This is a genomic window from Bacillus sp. AFS017336 (genome assembly GCF_002555445.1).
Classification (GTDB): Bacteria; Bacillota; Bacilli; order Bacillales; family Bacillaceae_G; genus Gottfriedia.
The window spans coordinates 31,599-47,448 of record NZ_NUCO01000024.1; the positions used below are offsets into that span (position 1 = coordinate 31,599).

Annotated in this window: 15 protein-coding genes; 4 read left to right on the forward strand and 11 right to left on the reverse strand. The window is 31.9% G+C overall.

The genetic code is table 11. From position 1 onward, the window contains the following. Positions 1–57: 57 nt before the first annotated feature. Both lplA and CN601_RS14465 read right to left on the reverse strand, forming a co-directional pair. The gene (lplA, locus tag CN601_RS14460) at positions 58–1,047 is read right to left on the reverse strand and encodes a lipoate--protein ligase (RefSeq protein WP_098171421.1); all 990 of its coding nucleotides are present in this window, start codon (positions 1,045–1,047) and stop codon (positions 58–60) included. A gap of 10 nt (positions 1,048–1,057) precedes the next feature. Beyond that, entirely contained in the window at positions 1,058–1,792 is a 735-nt protein-coding gene (locus CN601_RS14465) for an MBL fold metallo-hydrolase (RefSeq protein ID WP_098117191.1), read from the reverse strand. 195 nt (positions 1,793–1,987) lie between these two features. Between CN601_RS14465 and yhfH the strand changes: the two genes are divergently transcribed. After that, the gene (gene yhfH / locus CN601_RS14470) at positions 1,988–2,107 is read left to right on the forward strand and encodes a protein YhfH (RefSeq protein ID WP_369700043.1); all 120 of its coding nucleotides are present in this window, start codon (positions 1,988–1,990) and stop codon (positions 2,105–2,107) included. A 115-nt stretch (positions 2,108–2,222) separates the two neighbouring features. On the opposite strand, the gene hemY is transcribed toward yhfH, so the two are convergent. The 4 genes from hemY to CN601_RS14490 form a co-directional block, all read right to left on the reverse strand. Then, positions 2,223–3,644: a protoporphyrinogen oxidase gene (hemY, locus tag CN601_RS14475; RefSeq protein WP_098171422.1), complete on the reverse strand. Its 1,422-nt coding sequence runs from the start codon at positions 3,642–3,644 to the stop codon at positions 2,223–2,225. 28 nt (positions 3,645–3,672) lie between these two features. Further along, entirely contained in the window at positions 3,673–4,605 is a 933-nt protein-coding gene (gene hemH, locus CN601_RS14480) for a ferrochelatase (RefSeq protein WP_098171423.1), read from the reverse strand. A 23-nt stretch (positions 4,606–4,628) separates the two neighbouring features. Next, positions 4,629–5,672: a uroporphyrinogen decarboxylase gene (gene hemE / locus CN601_RS14485; RefSeq protein WP_098171424.1), complete on the reverse strand. Its 1,044-nt coding sequence runs from the start codon at positions 5,670–5,672 to the stop codon at positions 4,629–4,631. 312 nt (positions 5,673–5,984) lie between these two features. Then, positions 5,985–8,135, reverse strand: coding sequence for a transglycosylase domain-containing protein (locus CN601_RS14490; RefSeq protein WP_098171425.1), 2,151 nt, complete (start codon positions 8,133–8,135; stop codon positions 5,985–5,987). A 184-nt stretch (positions 8,136–8,319) separates the two neighbouring features. Here CN601_RS14490 and CN601_RS14495 point away from each other — a divergent pair, with 184 nt between their 5' ends. After that, positions 8,320–9,516 (forward strand): M20 family metallopeptidase, encoded by a 1,197-nt coding sequence (locus CN601_RS14495; protein ID WP_098171426.1) that lies wholly within the window; start codon positions 8,320–8,322, stop codon positions 9,514–9,516. Positions 9,517–9,826: 310 nt separating this feature from the next. Here the strand turns inward: CN601_RS14495 and CN601_RS14500 are convergent, their stop codons facing one another. Genes CN601_RS14500 through CN601_RS14510 form a run of 3 tightly spaced genes read right to left on the reverse strand, consistent with a single transcriptional unit; the run spans position 9,827 to position 12,522 of the window. Then, entirely contained in the window at positions 9,827–10,555 is a 729-nt protein-coding gene (locus CN601_RS14500) for an EcsC family protein (protein WP_098171427.1), read from the reverse strand. Between the two features lie 12 nt (positions 10,556–10,567). Next, a complete protein-coding gene (locus CN601_RS14505; RefSeq protein WP_098171428.1) occupies positions 10,568–11,788 on the reverse strand; it encodes an ABC transporter permease in 1,221 nt (406 codons plus the stop codon). After that, positions 11,785–12,522, reverse strand: coding sequence for an ABC transporter ATP-binding protein (locus CN601_RS14510; RefSeq protein ID WP_098117182.1), 738 nt, complete (start codon positions 12,520–12,522; stop codon positions 11,785–11,787). The genes CN601_RS14505 and CN601_RS14510 overlap by 4 nt, the downstream gene beginning before the upstream one ends. Positions 12,523–13,828: 1,306 nt before the next feature. Between CN601_RS14510 and CN601_RS14515 the strand changes: the two genes are divergently transcribed. Further along, positions 13,829–14,266, forward strand: a complete 438-nt coding sequence (locus CN601_RS14515; protein ID WP_098171429.1) for an HIT family protein — start codon at positions 13,829–13,831, stop codon at positions 14,264–14,266. A 352-nt stretch (positions 14,267–14,618) separates the two neighbouring features. Continuing rightward, positions 14,619–15,179: an HTH-type transcriptional regulator Hpr gene (locus CN601_RS14520; RefSeq protein ID WP_056472088.1), complete on the forward strand. Its 561-nt coding sequence runs from the start codon at positions 14,619–14,621 to the stop codon at positions 15,177–15,179. 279 nt (positions 15,180–15,458) lie between these two features. Here the strand turns inward: CN601_RS14520 and CN601_RS14525 are convergent, their stop codons facing one another. After that, complete coding sequence (locus CN601_RS14525; protein ID WP_097973758.1) at positions 15,459–15,548, reverse strand: YjcZ family sporulation protein; 90 nt, start codon at positions 15,546–15,548, stop codon at positions 15,459–15,461. Positions 15,549–15,642: 94 nt separating this feature from the next. Beyond that, positions 15,643–15,726: a YjcZ family sporulation protein gene (locus CN601_RS14530; protein WP_098117180.1), complete on the reverse strand. Its 84-nt coding sequence runs from the start codon at positions 15,724–15,726 to the stop codon at positions 15,643–15,645. Positions 15,727–15,850: the final 124 nt, after the last annotated feature.

Below are 15,850 nucleotides of genomic sequence, written 5' to 3' on the forward strand. Positions count from 1 at the left end.
TTTTTAGTCTTTGATTTGCTACACCTAACAAAAAAAGAGTAGTTTCCTACTCTTTTTTTAAAATAATAAACTCATAAATTCTTCTTTAGAGACGTTACCAAAATAATGTGTAAAATTAACTTCATTTAGCTTATTTTCAATCTCTTGTTTATCAAATTTACTACCTATAAGAAGCTGTTCTATATCAGATACATCTCCAACTCCAAAGAAGTCACCGTAAATTTTAACATTTTCAATACTTCCTTTGTTTACATCTAAACGAATATCAATTGATCCAGCTGCAAATCTCTTATTTTGTTGAATATTACATTTAGGAGATTTCCCAAAATTCCAATCCCAATTGCGATATCGACTCTCAGCAAGCTCTTTAATATTCTTAATATCCTCATCTGTCCATTCGTAACGTTCTATTTTGCCGTGTTCTTTAAAAATTGATTGTAATATTAATTCTTTAAATTCTAGAATCGTAATATCTTCTTTTAAAAATTCCTTAATGTTTGCAACTCTACTTCTAACAGATTTAATCCCTTTGGATTGGATTTTTTCTAGTTTTACATTTAATGCATTTACAACTTCATCAATATTACTATTAAACAACAATGTACCGTGACTAAACATTCTACCTTTAGTAGAAAATTGTGCGTTACCAGAGATTTTTCTACCTTCAGCTAAAATATCATTTCTGCCACTAAGCTCTGCATTCACACCAAGTTCTTTTAGTGCATCGATTACTGGCTCAGTAAACTTTCTAAAATTATGAAAGCTATCACCATCATCCTTTGTAATAAAACTAAAATTTAGATTCCCTAAATCGTGATATACCGCTCCGCCACCAGATAATCTTCGTACAACATGGATGTTATGATCATTTACATAGGCCGCATTAATTTCCTCGGCAGTATTTTGATTTTTACCAATAATGATTGATGGTTCGTTAATATAAAATAAAAAATATGTATTTTCAGGATCTAGATTTTTTAGCGCATATTCTTCCATCGCTAAATTTAATGTTGGATCCGTAATTCCTCTATTATCTAAAAATAACATGTGTATTCTCCTATCCTTTTGATTTCCATTCAAATCCTGTATAAGCTAAATGAACAATTCCATTATAATACTTCTCTGCTTCAATGATTAAATCTTTTGTATTTCCCTTATGAGGAAGATGAGATAAAAGTAATTCTTTTACATTTGCTTCATTCGCTATCGTCGCAGCATCTTTACTGCTCATATGTCCCACTTTAGCTCCATCTTGGTGTTCAAACATATTACAGTCACTTATAAGTAAATCCGCATTGGAAGAGAATGGCATGAACTCTTCCGTAAAGCTTGAATCTGCAGTATATACGACCGAATGATTTGCAGTTTCAATTCGGAATGCGAAACAATCAACTGGATGAACAGTCTTAAGAAAACGTATTGTAAATGGACCTAGATCTAGGGCCTCATTTGGTTTATATTCATACCCTTTTGTTGCCTCTTTATATGTTAATGAATTAAATTTTTCTTGATTAAAGTTATGACCATATATAGGTAAAGCAAACTTAAGCTTATCAGCGTTTACAAGCTTGTAGTATTGTAGTACTCCTATATCCGCAATATGATCATGATGATAATGTGAAAGGATTACAGCATTTAAGCTATTAGGATCAATGTAATTTTGTAAAGCAGCTAACGCGCCTGAACCACAATCAACCAATAGATTAAAATTTTTAGATTTAAATAAATAACATGATGTTGCTTCACTTTTACCTGGATAGCCGCCCCAATAACCGATTACGGTTACTTTCATAAAAAAACACGCTCCTTTCTACTTATTATTTCTATGAAAATTCAAATTTATAAGTCGTCCTTACTGTTTAACTGAAAATAGGCATTTAGATTATTTTTTAAAAATTGTACTAATACAGATTGACATAAAATAAGTTGTAGTAATACAATACTAATAAGTTAATTAATCAAAGGAGATGGTAGCATGCTTGTAAAAATGTCCGAATTTTTTAAACAATTACCAAAGAAACTTTGTAAACAATGTAATTCGACGATTGAAGAACAACATGATTGCTACAGTAATACTTGCTCAAAATGCTTAAAAGATAGTTTTTGATTTAGAGGCCTTATTGTTTCACTAAATTCTTATAACACAAAACTGTTATAGTATAGCGTCAAAATAAAAAGAGCAACCTCAAAAGTATCAATCTACTTTATGGTTGCTCTATTCTTTAATAACTTGGAACAGATTGTTTTTCTTTAGAGAATAAGAACTCAATCGTATCTGAAACTGCTTTTTCACCTTGATCTATGCAATCTGGTAAACCTGAACCATAAAATGAGCAGCCAATCACTGATACTCCTGGCATTTCCTTTTGTAAATATTGTTCCATATTTTTCGTGCGCTCTTTATGATTAATCGTATATTGAGGCATCGCATCTTTCCATCTTGAAACAATATAAAATTCAGGTTTTTCAGTTATATCCATCGTTTTTCTTAAATCTTCTAAAACAATTTCAACAAGTTCTTCATCTGTTTTATCGACTATTTCCTTATTGTATGGACGGCCAACATAACAACGTAAAAGGACCTTACCCTTTGGACAGGCATGTGCCCATTTTTTATGAGTCCAAGTACATGCTGTTATATTATAGTCGTTGTTTCGTGAAACAACGAAGCCTGTACCATTAATATCCTTCTTAATTGCATGCTCCGGAAATGCAAGTGCAACGTTAGCAACTGAAGTAGAAGGTACTTTTTTGAAAGGCTCAAATACAGGTTTATCGTTAAATAGTTGTGGAATGAAACGATGAGGTACAGTAACGATAATTGAATCTGATTCGATTTTCTCATTATTGTTTAGTGTAATCTCATATTTTTTTCCAACTTTATTTATATTAACAACTTGTACACCCTTTAAAACTTCCTCTTTATCTAACTCTTCTTCAATTCGTTCAACGATTGTTTGAAGTCCTGTACTTACAGTCTGGAAAATTCCTTTTCTAGGACCTTTTGATTTTTTTATAGGCATTTCTTTTTTCATACCTAGAACAATACTTTGATGTTTTTGTTCAATTTGGAAGAATTGAGGAAATGTCGCCATCAAACTCATTTGGTCAATATCGCCAGAATAAATACCTGATAATAATGGCTCAATTAAATTTTCAACTACTTCATTACCAAGTCTTCTTCTGAAAAATTTACCTAATGACATATCCCCTTGGACATGTGTTTTAGGTAAAACAAAATCTAGACCTGCACGAATTTTTCCCGCGGGTGAAAATAGACCTGAAAATATAAAAGGTTTAATTTGAGTAGGAATCCCCATATTAGAACCTTCTGGCATTCCATGTAATTTATTATGGGCTAAAACATAGGATTTTCCCGAAGAATTAAAAACGATTTGATCTTGAATACCTAAATTTTCAGCTAATCGATACGCACTCTTTTTCCTTGCCAAAAATGAGTCAGGTCCACGCTCAATCACAAATCCATCTTTTCTAATCGTTTGGATTTTCCCACCAAGCCTTGATGATCCTTCAATTAATTGAATATCAATCGGAAGGTTATTTTTTATTTTTTCTTGTTTTAAATAGTAGGCAGCTGTCAATCCAGTAATACCGCCACCAATAATGACGACCTTCTTATTCACTTCTTAACCCCCTATTTCAAAACCATATTTATTGTTCGTTTAATTTTCTTAATACAACCGTACTTAGTCCACTAATAAATAATGGATCTGTATTAGGCATTGGTGGACGAACATATGCTTTTTGAATTTCATCTGTTACAAGTTTACATTCTATGTCATTATCATAAAGTACTTCTAAATGCTCACTTACAAATCCTAATGGTAAGTAAACATAAGTATCAAAATCATAATTATCATTCAGTTCACGTGTTAAATCTTGTACATCAGGTCCAAGCCAAGGCTCTGGCGTGTTTCCTGCACTTTGCCAGCCTAAAAAATAATGACGAATATCAGATTGCTCAACAACTAACTCGGCAGTTTGTTTAAGCTGATCAGGGTATGGGTCACCATAAGTAAGAATTTTTTCAGGTAAGCTATGTGCTGAAAAAATAAATGCCGTTTTAACACGTTGCTCTTCATTCATTGGTTCTAAAACCTTTTCTACTTCGCGTACCCAATATTGAATAAATCTTTCTTCTTTATACCAGTCATCAACATGGATAATTTTTGGTCCGTCTACTTTATCTGAATGATTTGTAGCACGTTCGTTATACGATTTTACACTGAATGTTGAATAGTGTGGTGCAAGTACGATACTAACCGCCTTTGTTATACCGTCTTTCTTCATTTCGTCTACTGCATCTTCAATGAATGGTTCAATATGCTTTAGTCCGATATACATTTTGAATTCTACATTGTCTTGGATCTTATTTAAATCTTCTTCTAAAGCTTTTGCTTGTTCAACTGTTGTTTTTGCTAATGGAGAAATTCCTCCAATTGCACGATATCGCTCCGTCAACTCTTCTAACGCTTCAGGAGAAGGCTTTCTACCTCTACGGATATCTGTATAATAACGTTCAATATCTGATTCTTTATATGGCGTGCCGTAAGCCATAACTAATAAACCGATTTTTTCCTTCATGTCATCACCATAGTCCTTTTATATTAAGCTTTAACTCTAGATGAATACTCATGTACAAAACTTGTTAATCGTTTAAGAGTATCAGGATTAACTTCTGGGAATACCCCATGTCCTAAGTTAAAAATATGTCCCGGGTTTGCCATACCTTCATCTAAAATTTCCTTTGCACGTGCCTCAATTACTTCCCATGGAGCTAATAAGAATGCAGGATCTAAATTACCTTGAAGTGTTTTCGTAACACCTAAAGAACGAGCCTCAGAAATAGACGTTCTCCAATCTAATCCAATTACATCTACAGGCAATGAATTCCATTCATGGATTAAATGACTTGCGCCAATTCCAAACATAGTAGTAGGAATATTATCCTCTTTAAGAGCTGCAAATATTTTATCCATACAAGGTTTAATATAAATGCGATAGTCGCTAGCATTTAATGCACCAACCCATGAATCAAATAATTGAATCGCACTTGCTCCCGCTTTAACTTGTGCTTTCACGTATTTGATCGTCATATCAGCTAAATGATCCATAAGAGCGAACCAAGCTTCTGACTCTGCATACATAAACGATTTAGTTTTATTATAGCTTCTTGATGGTCTTCCTTCGATCATATAGCTTGCAACTGTAAAAGGTGCGCCTGCAAATCCAATTAATGGTACAGAAAGAACCTCTGTTGTTAATAATTTAATCGTCTCATAGATATAAGGTAGTTGCTCTTCTGGATGAATATCAGTTAACTTTTTTACATCTTCTAAAGAACGAATTGGATTGCTAATTACCGGTCCTACTCCTGATTGAATTTCAACATCGACTCCAATAGCAGGAAGTGGCGACATGATATCTTTATACAAAATAGCTGCATCAACGTTATATTGATCAACTGGAAGCGCTGTTACATATGCACATAATTCAGGTTGATGAGTAATTTCAAATAAAGAATATTTCTCTTTAATTTTTCGATATTCTGGCTGAGAACGACCTGCTTGTCTCATATACCAAACTGGTGTATGTGTTACTTCTTCTCCTCTAACAGCTTTTAGAAATGTATCGTTAAAATCTTTTTTCATCCTTCAAAGTCTCCCTTTCACTTTTCCAAACTCTACTATTAAATATACTGATTGAACCATTAATTGTATAGAAAACTCGAATTTTGACACATAATGTTCACTCTTTTTACATTTTTTATCAATTAATAGGTCTAATTTACTACCAGACTTTTCCCATTAAAAATTATATCAAAATATAACTAAAATATCGAATTTAAAATTCAGAATTAAGGGATTAGACATCAAGAGAAAGACGTAAAAAAATAGATACCTTATTTACATAAAAAACTCCCCTTCAAATCATACGATAAGAAGGAGAGCCTTAATAAATGTCTATTCCTTATTTCTTATGTTTGGTGTGACAAGTTTAGACCTCTTACCTTCTTCTTTTGTTTGAGGATTGTACGGTACTACGTAATAAGAAGGTACATTAAACACGTTTACAAAGGTGTCTTTATATTGATCTAATCCTGTAACAGTATCTATCAATTTCTCTTTTCCATTTTTCACACGATAAATTCGATATTGTTGTCTATGATCAGTTGGTGCGTTCCAATTAAGGACGACAGTGAATAATCCAAATGGAGAGAATGATACTTTCGATTGAACATTTGAAATAGGCTCTAAATTTATTGGTGAATCTAAATCATCTATATTTTTTGGTTTTTTAAATTTCTTATTTGGTTCTCTTCCAGCTTCACTTAAAATCTTTTTAAATAATATAGTTGGATATGTGCTTCCATTTCTTAAGTAATGGGTTGAATCCGTTTTATCGTACCCCATCCAAATTGCTCCAACTACATCAGGTGTATATCCTACAAACCAAGCATCTTTATTTCCATTCGTTTGACCAGGAATATTAGTGGAACCAGTTTTCCCTGCTAAATCACCAGAAAAACTACCTCTACTTGCAGTCCCTTCATTAACAACACCTTTTAGCATTTTTGTCATATACCAAGAGGTTTGAGATGAAAAAACTTTATATTCTTTAATTTTAGCTTCTCCGACTAATTCATTATTGCGATCGTAAATTGCATTAATAACAAAAGGCTCTAATGCATCCCCTTCATGATCAAGTGCGCTGTATGCTTTAACCAGCTCTAATGGCGTTAAACCATTCTTTAGACCGCCAAGAGCCATACTTAAACCTTTGTCAGGAATATTCAAATCCATTTTCTTTAAATACTCTTTCGCATAATCAATTCCAATATCATTTAATAACCAAACTGCGGGCACATTTGCGGATTGTATTAATGCGTCAAACATCGAAATCGTTTTCGAGTATACTCCATTATAATTTTTAGGTTTATAGTCTCCTAGTGCACTTTGCTCATTTGGCAATAAGGAATACGGATTGTAGTTTCCCGTTTCAAGCGCTGGGGAATAAACTAGTAATGGCTTCATCGTTGAACCAGGTTGTCTTTTTACGTTTATTCGATTCAAGCCTTGAAAATAATAATTTCTTCCTCCTATGGCTGCCTCTACACCACCTGTTTCAGCGTTGATTAAGATGAATGCTCCCTCAGCATTTTGATCTGTACCAGGAAAATAGTTTCCATTTTTAAAATATTTATAAGCAGTTAATTGGGTCTTTTTATGAATCGGTACAACTACTTTGTACCCACCATTTAAAAGCTCGTCATAAGAAATTCCATACTTTTCTTTTGCCTCTTTTATAACCATATCAATATAAGTAGCATAGCCATTTTCAAATTTTTGCTCGGTGATATGTAATACTGATGGTATACTTATTGCTTTCTTGTATTCAGAATCCGTAATGTAGTGCGTATCTAGCATCTTATAAAGAACAAGATTCCTACGCTCTAGAGATCGCGTTGGCTGAGTGACAGGATCATAATGCGATGGTGCTTTTAATAGCGCTGCTAATGACGCACTTTCTTCAATCGTTAAATTTTTAACGTCTTTTCCGAAATAGTATTTCGCTGCTCCACCAATACCATAAACCCCATGTCCAAAATAAACTTGATTTAAATACATTTCTAGTATTTGATCTTTTGTATATTTTCTTTCTAAATTAATTGCAATAATTACTTCCTTCGTTTTTCGCATATATGTTTTGTCGTTCGTCAAAAATACATTCTTTGCAAGCTGTTGCGTAAGTGTACTTGCACCTTGAACTTTACTAAATGATTTTATATCGTTTACGATCGCTCGAAAAATTGACTGTGTATCAATTCCATGGTGCTTGTAGAATCGTTCATCTTCAATTGAAACTACCGCTTGTTTTGTATAGTCAGGTATATCATTAATTGAAACAATTTGATGGTTTTCATTATATAACTTTGAGACAAAATTCCCCTCTAAATCTACCATTTCAGATGATGAATGGACGACTAGTTTATCCTCATCTATTACATAATTACCTAAAAAGACTATTAGTAAGAATCCTATAAAACTAATCAGCAGGACACTTAATAGTCCTATTGCTACATATCCCCATTTTTTCAATGATTTCACCTTCATTCTCTTACCATATAAGTAATAGTATATCCATATATTCCCACGAATAAGTCATTATTTCCTTTTTTTCGATGCATATTTCCTTGGAAATACATTTTTCGTCATCTCCTAATTGGAGATAATTTTGAAGGATATCAACTACATTTCTTGAATAGGTTATATAGATAGTAAGTAGGAGGGTGAAAAAATGTCAGATTTATTTACATTATTAGATTCATATTATCCAGAAATGGTATCTACTCGTAGATATCTACATGAAAATCCCGAGCTTTCTTTTAAAGAATTTGAAACGGCTAAATTTATTCAAAACTTCTATAAACAATTAAATATTCCATTTAAATCAAATGTTGGTGGAAATGGAATTGTTGCAACAATTAATGGAAGAAGCCCTGGAAAAACAATTGCTTTAAGAGCTGATTTCGATGCTTTACCTATTCAGGATGAGAAAAACGTACCTTATTCCTCAAAAGTACCTGGAGTTATGCATGCATGTGGTCACGATGGTCATACAGCTACATTACTATATTTAGCAAAAGCACTTCACGAGAAAAAAGACTCTTGGGACGGCACAGTCGTTTTACTTCATCAACATGCTGAAGAATACGCACCAGGCGGAGCAATTTCGATGATTGCTGATGGCTGTCTAGATGGTGTAGACGAGGTTTATGGAACTCATATTTGGGCTATCGAAGAATTAGGAACAATCGGTTATCGAAAAGGCCCGATCATGGCAGCAGCTGATCGTTTTTCAATCACAATCCAAGGTCAAGGCGGTCATGGTGCCGAACCCCACCGAACTAAAGATAGTATCGTAATTGCTAGCCAACTAGTAATGGCACTTCAACAAGTTGTTAGCCGTGAATCCAATCCAATTGACACAGTTGTTTTATCTATCGGTAGTTTCGAAGCAAAAAACGCTTTTAATGTAATTGCCAATCGAGCAACTTTAGTAGGAACTGTACGAACATTCAAAAAGGATACACAAGAAAAAGTGAAGGAACAAATGGCTAGAATCATAAAAGGTATTTGTCTAGCTAATGACGTTACATACGAATTTCAGTACGATGATGGCTACCCGCCAGTAGTAAATCACGAAAAAGAAACTGACCTACTTGTTACTGTCGCTGACAAAATCGAAGAAGTAACTAACCTAAAAGAAATGGACCCTAAAATGGGTGGAGAAGATTTTGCCTACTATTTACAAAAGGTTCCAGGAACATTCTTCTTCACAGGAGCAAAGCCTCCTCACGTTACAGAAGCTTACCCTCATCACCATCCTAAATTTGATTTTGACGAAAAAGCTATGCTAATTGCAGCAAAAACACTAGGCTCTGTGACACTAGCTTCATTAAAGCAATCACAAAAATTAGTTGAACAAAATTAAGAATTGAGGAGAACTTTTGAAGTTCTCCTTTTTTGCGTGGTGAAATACAACATACACCAAATTTAAAAAATGCAAATTACTTACACATGATCAGTTCATGAGTTAGAACAACAGTAAGATGAAGAAATTTCTTACTTAAATGGAGTTCATGAGTTAATAATATAGCTAAATGCTCTAGTTTTCTTACTCATAAGGGGTTCATAAGTATGGACACAGCATGTTATTGAAAAAGATCTTACTCAAAAAAAACTATGTTCAACAGCAAAAAAAAAGGAGAACTTTTATAGTTCTCCTTTTTTATATGTAGACCTTAGAAAAGCTCTTCTTTCTTGTTCATATACCTTAAACGATAAGCATTTTTGGCAGTTTCGCCTAATTGCTCAAGTAATTGATAATTTACATATGCTCCAACTGGTGCTCCAATTACGGGTACCAATTGTAGGAGTTTAGCTAAATCGATATGATCTCGATACTCTTGTTGTAATTGTTCCCAATTGACTTGTGGATTTTCGTCGATTTTGTCTTCCCACTTTTCGATGATTTGAAAAACTTTCTTTCGATGATTATCACTTGAAAAAGCAAGTTGAAAAATGTAAAGCATGAATTGGCGTTCAAGTTCATCTTTCGGTGAGTACCCATATATTTTGGCTGCCTCAACTAAAAATCTAATTTTTATTCCTAATAATAGTGGAAAATCAGCAAGACCTAGCAATAGTCCACCTGCTCCAGTTCCTGCTCCTTCAACTGCTGAAATCTTTTTATATTCGTTCATTTTCTTATCTAGCATTAAATCTCGTTCTCTAAGAGATAATGCCTCATATTCTTCGCCTGAACCGTTAAAAACCGTCGATCCACCCATAAATAATACCATCATGTTTTTAACGGCTTTCGTAAACAAGTCTTGAATTTGCTCTGGCAATAATGATTGAATTTTTAATTGAACCTTTTTTGCAGATGTTTGGAAGATACTTGATTCGGCCATTACTTTTTGTTTCCATCTAGATAATTCATACTGAATACGAAGTTCATAAGAATCCATTTTGTCCACCCTTTACAATTTTTGTGGTTGACTCAATCTCTTTTGTACATAAAATTTAATTAACCACATTGAAAATAAAGTATATACAACGATCGCAATAATAAAATTTAAAATTGATGCGACTTTTATTAATACGATTAAACTAAAAACAACACTACATATTATCAGTAGTATATACAAAAGCGTTGAAATAGATTTTTTATTTTCTTCATTTGTATAAGGATAAATTTTCCACAATAAATGATAGTTATATTGTCCCAAAATTGATATATTCTGAAGTGAGATTACATAAAGAAATAAAATTCCTATTAATACCTTTCCCACAATAGTTGGTACTAAGTAAACTACAAATCCACCTACGAAAACCTGTCTTATAAACATGCTTAAATAGTTACCATTTCGAATAAATGTACGGACTAAAAGATAGTTTGCTGCATTTTTTACTCGAATTTTATTTATAATTGGATCTGCCCATTTTCTTCGTTTAACTTGTTGTTGAATGGATGGTACATCTGTAAACATATTCGCAAATCGATAGAAAGTAGCTAATCTCGAAGTATCGAGTCTTACATTTCTTTCCCATTGTACTCTTTTATTTTTACTACCAATTTGGATATATAATGCATAGGCTGCTAAAATAACGATGATTATTAAAAGGATTAAACTACTCCACTTAGTTAATAAACCGTAAATAAATAAGAAAGTGCCGATTAATCTTAAACAATAATCAAAAGTTCGATTTAAAACACCGCTATTTGAAATATGTAAAAATGAAACGAAAAGATTATATCCCTTTAATAAGAAAATGATTACCATAAATACGATAAAACTTGTAGTTTCCCCTAGTAAAAACTTCTTATAAATTGGATAAATTACCCCTAACATCATTAACATTAAATAAATTTGAACAATGTAAGTAATGAAAAAGGAACGAATAAAATAACTTTTCATCTTTTTTTCTAAAGGTAATAAATAGTGTAAATCAGGCCCTTTAAAAAAAGTTGTTATTTGACCTGTTACAACAAGAAAACCAAAAATAATTGAAATGACCAAAATGACTGGAAAGTCTGGAGAGATTGTTTTTAGCATTTCTTGATAATAATATGCGCCTCCGCCAAAAGCAAAAACAAGCACAAATTTTATATGATCATTAAAAATATAACGACCATATCTGCCCATTTCTTTCATGAAGCTTCGAAATCGTGCTAGCCATAATTCCTTTATCGTACTCATATTTCTCTTTCCTTTGTAGCAAAAATATAAATTTCATCTAATGAAGCATTTGGCATTTTATATTGATTTTGTAGTTCTGCTAATGTACCTTTTGCAATAATTACTCCCTCATGCAAAATAATAAATGAATCACAATAAATTTGAGCAGTCGATAAAATATGAGTAGACATCAATATGCCTGCTCCTTTTTCTTTTTCCTCTTTTAATATCTCAAGTAAGTCATTAATAGCAATTGGATCCAATCCTAAAAATGGTTCATCGATTATATATAACTGCGGTTGAACAATAAGGGCACAAATAATCATTACCTTTTGTTTCATCCCTTTTGAGAATGTAGACGGAAAATATTTTCTTTTTTCATATAGTCTAAATGTTTTTAATAACATTTCACTACGTTTTTTAAAATCCTTTTCAGGAATATTATAAGCTAAAGCTGTAATTTCAAGATGCTCCTGTAAAGTTAATTCCTCATAGATCATCGGTGTCTCTGGAACATATGATAAATTTGCACGGTATGTAGTTGGATCTTTATCAAATGATTGTCCATTAACTAATATTTCACCTTTTAAGGGCTTCAAGAGTCCTAAAATATGTTTTATTGTTGTACTTTTACCAGCACCATTTAAACCAATCAGTCCAACAAGCTCATTTTTATTAATCGTAAACGAGACATCTTTAATGACTGGTTGACGTGTATATCCACCCGAGACATCTTTTACATGTAATAATGTCATTCTTTTACAAATCCTTTCATATGTACTTTTCCTATAGAATGTATTGTATCAAATAATAAACATAACTGCCTTATTATCATATTTATGGAACACTCAAAAAAAATCCTTCTTTTTTTGAATACTATTTTACGTTAAGGGTATTCTAATTCTTGAAGGGAAAGCAACACACTTTCTTAATTCAAAATTTGAAATGAGGTGTGTGTTAAAGGAAGTTTAATTTGCGTTCAAACCTAAGTCTGATATTTGTTTAAGTGAAATGAGGTATCTCCATTGATTAACATCGTTGTCATATACAGCAGTGCTAAATTCAAAGGAGATGGTAAGCTTGAACGATATCTATAAAACCAAAGGGCATTAGTATACCAATTTGTAAATGAGGTGTCTCGAGCAGAACATATAATTTATTTATAGGTGTACCAATTTATTGAACATTAAAGCAAATGAGGTGTCTGTTAAAGACAATTTAACTTATTAACCTATATTCTAAATTCTTTCCCCTTCATCAAGGAGCAACTAAAGTTGCTCCTTGTTCATTTTGTTGAAAAAAGAACTCATCAATTAATTAGCAATATTTTTCAAAAAAATGAAGTTGATTTACATTACAGCATTTTCGCTTACTAAATATTTAGATGACCTGATCCTCTTTTAGCGTTTCTGTTGAGTCTTTAGACTTCTTACATCCATAATAATGATGCTCCTCTTTTTTAACTACTTTCTTCTATTATAAATAATCAAATCCCCTGGCTTGCCTTTTATCTTTTAAAAAAACTAATTTCTAAAATTTTTTCATACTTGCTGCATACTATTTTTTCAAAAGGGCATTATAATCTATGAAGGGAAAGCAATACACTCTTTCTTAATTCAAACACTTGAAAATGAGGTGTGTGTTAAAGGGAATTTAATTTGCGTTCAAACCTGTGTTAGATAACTGTTGAAGTGAAAATATCTCTAAAGATAAAACATCGTTGTATAAACAGCAGTGAAAACATCAAAGGAGATGGTACGCTTGAACAATATCACTTATATCAAAGGTTTTTAGTATACCAATTTGTAAATGAGGTGTCTCTACCAGAGCATATATATTTATTCTTATAGGTGTACCAAATTAATTGAACATTAAAGCAAATGAGGTGTCTGTTAAAGACAATTTAACTTATTAACCAATTTTCTAAATTCTTTCCCCTTCATCAAGAAGCAACGTAGGTTGCTTCTTGTTCTTTTTTTGTCATGATTTTATTAGCCACATTTACCAATAAACCAACGCCTATGTTAAAATAAGGAAAAAAAGTGAAAGGATGTAATAAAAATGGTGCATGATTCTAATTGTATTTTTTGCAAAATTGTAGAAGGAAGCATTCCAGCTTCGAAAGTATATGAGGATGATGATGTGTTAGCTTTTTTAGATTTAAGTCAAGTTACAAAAGGTCATACATTAGTCATTCCAAAAGATCATACTGAGAACATATTCGAAATGAGTGAAGACACAGCAAGTACATACTTTCGTAAAGTACCGTTAATTGCAAATGCAATGAAAGAAGCATTTAATGTTCAAGGGGTCAACATCATAAATAATAGTGGTGAAGTTTCAGGACAAACTGTATTTCATTATCATATGCATATTTTACCACGATACGGAAAAAATGATGGATTTGATGTAAAATGGCAATCAAACCAAAATCAATACACAAATGAAACGCTCCAAGAAATCGCAAAATCGATTCATAATAACATTATTAAAAAATAATAAAATAAATCCAAATAAAAACAAAAACAGGAGTTTTATTTTCTCCTGTTTTTGTTTTTACATTTATATTCCAGCTAAGTTCTGCATTTTACACTATATTTTTGAAGATTAATATTATATATTTACTATATTACTAATAATATTTTTTCGACAAGCCCTCTGTATTTTCGCTAAAAATATTATATGAGCATATCTTTTTTAAAGCCTAACACTTAATTATAATATAAAATTGTAGAATTTTATCAATGACTTTGTGAAAATTTTTAAAAATTCTAACTAAAAGTTCTTTATTTCTTCACATATTATTGGCATAATAATAAATAGATAGTTAAATAGAAAAGAAGGTGAATTGATGAAAACTGAACAAAAATTATACACAATGAAAGAAGCTTTGATTTTTAGTCAAAGAATTGCCCAAATTTCTAAAGCATTATGGAAGTCAGTTGAGAAAGACTGGCAACAATGGATTAAGCCCTATGATTTAAATATCAATGAACATCATATTTTAATGATCGCCTTCCACTTAAAGGGTGCCTCTATTTCTGAAATTGCTAAGTTTGGTGTAATGCACGTATCTACAGCTTTTAATTTTTCGAAAAAGCTTGAAGAGCGTGGTTTATTAGTGTTTTCTAAGAAAGTAGAAGATAAGCGAAATACTTATATTGAATTAACAGAAAAAGGTAAGAATATGCTATTAGAAATACTAGGAGAATTTGATCCAGAAACAAATTCAGTTTTCCAAGGTACTCTGCCATTAAAAGAATTTTATGGTAAATTCCCAGAAAATATGGAAATTATGGCTATCTTACGTAATATTTACGGAAAAGATTTCATGGATATTTTTGAAACAACTTTAGGTAACATAGATAAAGAATTTATCGAAGAAGATAACCGTTTAATAAAAAAACCTTAATATCTTCTTAAATTGTTACAATTACGAGTTGATTGTCCTTGTAGTTGTTTAATAAACTCAAATAGAAGCGGGGCAAGATGAAAAATCCTTCCGCTTTTTATTTCAACCATTTTTGTTAAAAACTTCACATAAAAACCTCTAGTTATTCCTCTAACTTAGTCCAATTTATTACGATTTCTATTTTCTAATTATGTACAAAGGTATCTATTTTATATATCTGTAATAAAAACTCAACCGGAGGTACAATACCTCCGGTTGAATAATTGTCTTATTTACAAATTAGATGCAAGCTGCTCCTACGATAATTAATAAGATGAACAATACAACGATTAACGCAAATCCTCCACCATGGAATCCTACGCCCATCATTCACACCTCCTTTAGCTACATATCTTATCTTATGCGTGTAGTAAAAAATGGTCTGGGCAAATGTATAATTAACCTTCATTTTCGAAGATTTGTACTATAGACATGAACACCCAATAATGATTAGTAAAATAAATAGGATCACAATTAAAATAAATTCACGCGATGCTTTCCCTTCCATTTTTCCAACCCCCCTAAAGTAATTCTTAATAATATATAGACGAATGCCTTAAATGATTGGGCGAATGTCACGGTTGACTAGCTAATTTTTATAAAATAAATACATTATATTGGTAGGTTATGGG

What these genes read in the sequence shown, in the direction of transcription:
- CN601_RS14490 (WP_098171425.1), bottom strand. Translation starts at nt 8,135, where the DNA reads ATGAAGGTGAAATCATTGAAAAAATGGGGATATGTAGCAATAGGACTA.
- hemE (WP_098171424.1), bottom strand. Translation starts at nt 5,672, where the DNA reads ATGAAAAAAGATTTTAACGATACATTTCTAAAAGCTGTTAGAGGAGAA.
- CN601_RS14520 (WP_056472088.1), top strand. Translation starts at nt 14,619, where the DNA reads ATGAAAACTGAACAAAAATTATACACAATGAAAGAAGCTTTGATTTTT.
- CN601_RS14465 (WP_098117191.1), bottom strand. Translation starts at nt 1,792, where the DNA reads ATGAAAGTAACCGTAATCGGTTATTGGGGCGGCTATCCAGGTAAAAGT.
- CN601_RS14505 (WP_098171428.1), bottom strand. Translation starts at nt 11,788, where the DNA reads ATGAGTACGATAAAGGAATTATGGCTAGCACGATTTCGAAGCTTCATG.
- CN601_RS14510 (WP_098117182.1), bottom strand. Translation starts at nt 12,522, where the DNA reads ATGACATTATTACATGTAAAAGATGTCTCGGGTGGATATACACGTCAA.
- CN601_RS14500 (WP_098171427.1), bottom strand. Translation starts at nt 10,555, where the DNA reads ATGGATTCTTATGAACTTCGTATTCAGTATGAATTATCTAGATGGAAA.
- CN601_RS14515 (WP_098171429.1), top strand. Translation starts at nt 13,829, where the DNA reads ATGGTGCATGATTCTAATTGTATTTTTTGCAAAATTGTAGAAGGAAGC.
- hemH (WP_098171423.1), bottom strand. Translation starts at nt 4,605, where the DNA reads ATGAAGGAAAAAATCGGTTTATTAGTTATGGCTTACGGCACGCCATAT.
- yhfH (WP_369700043.1), top strand. Translation starts at nt 1,988, where the DNA reads ATGTCCGAATTTTTTAAACAATTACCAAAGAAACTTTGTAAACAATGT.
- CN601_RS14525 (WP_097973758.1), bottom strand. Translation starts at nt 15,548, where the DNA reads ATGATGGGCGTAGGATTCCATGGTGGAGGATTTGCGTTAATCGTTGTA.
- lplA (WP_098171421.1), bottom strand. Translation starts at nt 1,047, where the DNA reads ATGTTATTTTTAGATAATAGAGGAATTACGGATCCAACATTAAATTTA.
- CN601_RS14530 (WP_098117180.1), bottom strand. Translation starts at nt 15,726, where the DNA reads ATGGAAGGGAAAGCATCGCGTGAATTTATTTTAATTGTGATCCTATTT.
- CN601_RS14495 (WP_098171426.1), top strand. Translation starts at nt 8,320, where the DNA reads ATGTCAGATTTATTTACATTATTAGATTCATATTATCCAGAAATGGTA.